This is a genomic window from Candidatus Megaera venefica (assembly GCF_034554655.1).
GTDB lineage: Bacteria > Pseudomonadota > Alphaproteobacteria > Rickettsiales > Rickettsiaceae > Megaera_A > Megaera_A venefica.
Map to the genome: position 1 here is coordinate 1 of NZ_JARJFB010000156.1, position 3,750 is coordinate 3,750.

Sequence of the window (3,750 nt, forward strand, 5' to 3'; positions counted from 1 at the left end):
TGGATTTTGCGCATATACGGGCAAAACCGGCAATGAACTAGCTAGAGCGAACGAACAGAGAATTACGGTTTCGATCTTACTTATAGATGCCTGATCAAATATAACGTTGTCCAAAGAAGAGAAGCTTAACTCTAATTCTTTCATATCTTTGATTGCTAAAGCAAATTTAAAAGCTATATCAATGCAATCTCTAAACTTGTTAAAAGCAAGACCAGTACCAACACTATAATATTTTTGACATGATTGTAAAACCTGCTCTACGCACTCGTTCCATTCTTTTTCATTCTTTATGTTTTTCACTTTTGCTTGTTTAAAAGATTCATTGATAAACTCTTGTACTTTCTTGAAACTAGAACAAATACCAAGCTCATAATGTTCTACGCACAAATTTAAAACTTGTTCTATTCCTTGCTTGAATTTTTCTGTATTTTTTGTGTGTTGTGATAAGGATTCGTTGACACACTGTTTTAACTCACCTAACTTCACGTCATATATAATTTGGCTATTTTGTTCATAAATTTTATAAAGTTTAGTATTTGTTTCAATTTGAATATTTTGTCCTAACGATGAGCTAATTATTTTGTTAACTCCAAGCATATTTAAATGTTGACTAAACTCCGAGTTACTTGGGTCTATGATTAAGAAGGTAAAATCTCTATCATCGACTGTAGAATTTTTTCTACACAATGGCGTCCGAAGCACAAATCCCCGCCAATAAACCAAAATGCCCTGTATACTTTATATCTCTAGGTGTATAAGGTTGTTTTTAGGTTCTTTTGTAACTGTGCAATTATATCCTCAATATTTATTGTACTTTTTCCTTGTAGGAATACATATTTGCCAATAAAGTTTATGTGTTCCCACCTTACTGGTGATATGCTGTTTAAATAGTTTATTCCTTCTATATTTCCTTGTGCAATGCACTCTGCAAGTAGTTTATCTAGTATAATTGCATTGTATAATATTATAGAGTTTGCTAGTAATCTAGAGCATTGATTCCAGACCTCGTTCTCTAAAATGGTCTGTCCTCTGAACTTTCCACTATGCACTTTTGCTATAGCTCTACGTAGCTGGTGGTAAGACTCAACCCTGTTTAAAGCTTTACGAATTTGACTACGTAAAATATCATCATCTATGAAATCCAGTAAATAGATGCTTTTCAGTATTGAATCATATTCCCAAAGAGCTGTTCTAATTCTGCTATATCTTTTATGAGATGACAACTTACTTATGATTGTAGCTTGTGTTGATTCTTGGGTAGCGAGTGATACAAAAATTCTTTGAATATTTTCCCATTCCTCTGTGATAAGTTTTCTATTGGCGAGTTTAGTAGGTTTGATAAAGCAGTCTTTATAAAGGACCAAAGGTTTCATGCTCTTGAGACTTTTGACTTGTTCTTCTGGATCAGAAAAATTTGGCATAAATAATTTGCTTATGGAATCAAGCACAGCAAAATTGACTCTGTTGATTGAATGCATGTCTCCCGATACAGCGTCTGGATTAACGTCAGAAGTATTATTATATATAATGTCGTAGGTATAATGGCTCTCATGTTCATTGGCGCCAATAATCTTGCAATTGATCGGTACATGGTTGAGTACCATACTAAATGGGACAATACCTTTTTTTAAGCCAAAATATTTTGGAGAGTATCTAGCTTGCATAGTATCTAGCCTTGTTTCAAACTTTTGACCATCTACTGCAGCCAGTAACTTATCTGGTAAAATGTTCCACGAATTAAAAACCTTCAGACTTGCTATTTTGTTACTGATAATATCGTTAGCTTCTCGTAAATTCTCTAGGCTCAAAAAGTTTTTTTCTATATTACTCAGAGTGCTATAGCTTATATCACAACTTCGCGACATGCGATAAGTACCAAAGCTAAACCCGTTTGCTACAATGCATGCAATGATTCCTTCGTAATCAGCTTTTTGCTTAGAATAACGTGGTTTAATATGATCAAAAGCTTCACAGAAGTTGGTTTGTTCGTTGATAAAATATAGTAATTTGCTGATATTGATATTTGGCACTCCAGCAAAGAAATTGTCATCTTTCTCCTCTATAGTAGTGTTGATTAAATGCCATTTGTGCTGTGTTTTCCCATCCTTATCAACTTTGTCATCTTTAGTCTTGCTCTCTTTTATTTTAATGTGACTGTTTTCTTTACTGGCAATTTTTCTATTCACTTCTAGAATTTTTGTATGAAGTTTTACCTCTAACTCATTAAGTCTTTGTTCTATGTTGACTGCGATATTAGGATAGTTCAGTTTTTGTAGGAGTTCGTCTTTATTTTGCCATACCTTATCAGAGACAAGATCTGCACTCAGGCTTTTGTATTTGATACTTTCGTTACAAAAAATATTTCCTTTATCAATTTCTTTCGCAATAGATTGATATAGATAAAACTCATATTTATCAGGATGATAAGCATTGATCTTGGTAGCTTTGTCTGAGTTTGTTCTTGCTTGCTTTGTACTTTCAGATTTAGCAGTACTATCATTTTTTGCAATATGTAGATACTTTCTGATATTTTTTGGGATAAATTTATCAGGAAATTTATCTGTAGCTACTTTGCTCAAGGGCAAGTCTTTATCAAACACATCCTTCAAGAATGATATGGCTTGCATTAAATCATCATCCTTTTTAATGCTACAAAACTCTATCGATCTGAATAGCATACGGAGATTGCCTTTGATACGCTTAGCCTTATTAACATAGAATTCCCATTTAGCAGACTCAAAATCAAAGGATTGTCCTGCAATATAGTCAGCGGTTGGTAGATATTGAGTTTTAGGAAGAATATTGTACGCAGATTTCCAAAAATTTGTATGGTCTATTTGCTCTGCATCTTCTCCCATAAATCTTAATAAGCTACTTACTTTTGGTAAATTGTTGTTATAATGGATTGTATGGAGTAAGAGTTGCTGATTAGCATATTCATTGGCTTCTTGAATGAAGTTGTTATTATAATAGATAAAACTGGTAATTAAATTATTGATGATTTCTTTGTATCTCTGATTAATGTAGCATAGCAAACATAGTTTTCTAAGAGACCTGCTAAGTTTTTCTAATCTGTAAATATTGTATTCATCTGCAATACCAGCGTAGTACCTAATACATTTAGGTGATATTTCAAGTTTATCTATTAGCTGTTTGGATAGTTTATAATATTCTGAATATGTAAGAGACTTAGTACATTCTGCTTTGAGCTCTAAATATTTAAAATTCTTTGGTTCTATCTTGAGTGTTGATAAATTTACTGTAGAACCTGATTGAGTCATATTTGACAAAAAGGTCTCAAAGGCTTGAGATATATTACTCGTAAGGATATTGTCTATACGTTTAAATTCGATGCTGATTGCTAGACTGATGATGTCCTGTAATATAGTATAACTTGGCAATGTGATTTGTCTTATCTGATGTCATTTTTCAAAGTTGAGTTCAGCAGATTATCAAAGAGCAGTTCAGCAAAACAATAACAATAAAACACAGTAAGATATAATGGATTTGATAAAATGATTACCTATCTTGCATATTTAAGCTCACGATATATTGTAGAGCGCCCAATATTCAGTTGCTTAGCAGCAGCGGTTGGGGAAAGGCCTGATTCAATTAACTTTAGCGCTGAATTGAATTTTTCTTTGTCAAAAGTAGGACGACCAGGTATTTTACCCTTTAGTCGAGCAGCGTTTATACCTTCCTTAGTACGTTCTGAAATTAATCTTCTTTCAAAATGCGCAATAGCACCAA

Annotated in this window: 3 protein-coding genes; all 3 read right to left on the reverse strand. The window is 33.0% G+C overall.

Annotation, left to right across the window (positions count from 1 at the left end):
- The coding region (locus Megvenef_RS07925) for a hypothetical protein (RefSeq protein ID WP_322777412.1) at nucleotides 1–597 on the reverse strand (597 nt) is incomplete at its 3' end.
- Nucleotides 598–746: 149 nt separating this feature from the next.
- Nucleotides 747–3,281, reverse strand: a complete 2,535-nt coding sequence (locus Megvenef_RS07930) for a Tn3 family transposase (RefSeq protein ID WP_322777413.1) — start codon at nucleotides 3,279–3,281, stop codon at nucleotides 747–749.
- A 242-nt stretch (nucleotides 3,282–3,523) separates the two neighbouring features.
- The coding region (locus Megvenef_RS07935; RefSeq protein ID WP_322777414.1) for a helix-turn-helix domain-containing protein at nucleotides 3,524–3,750 on the reverse strand (227 nt) is incomplete at its 5' end.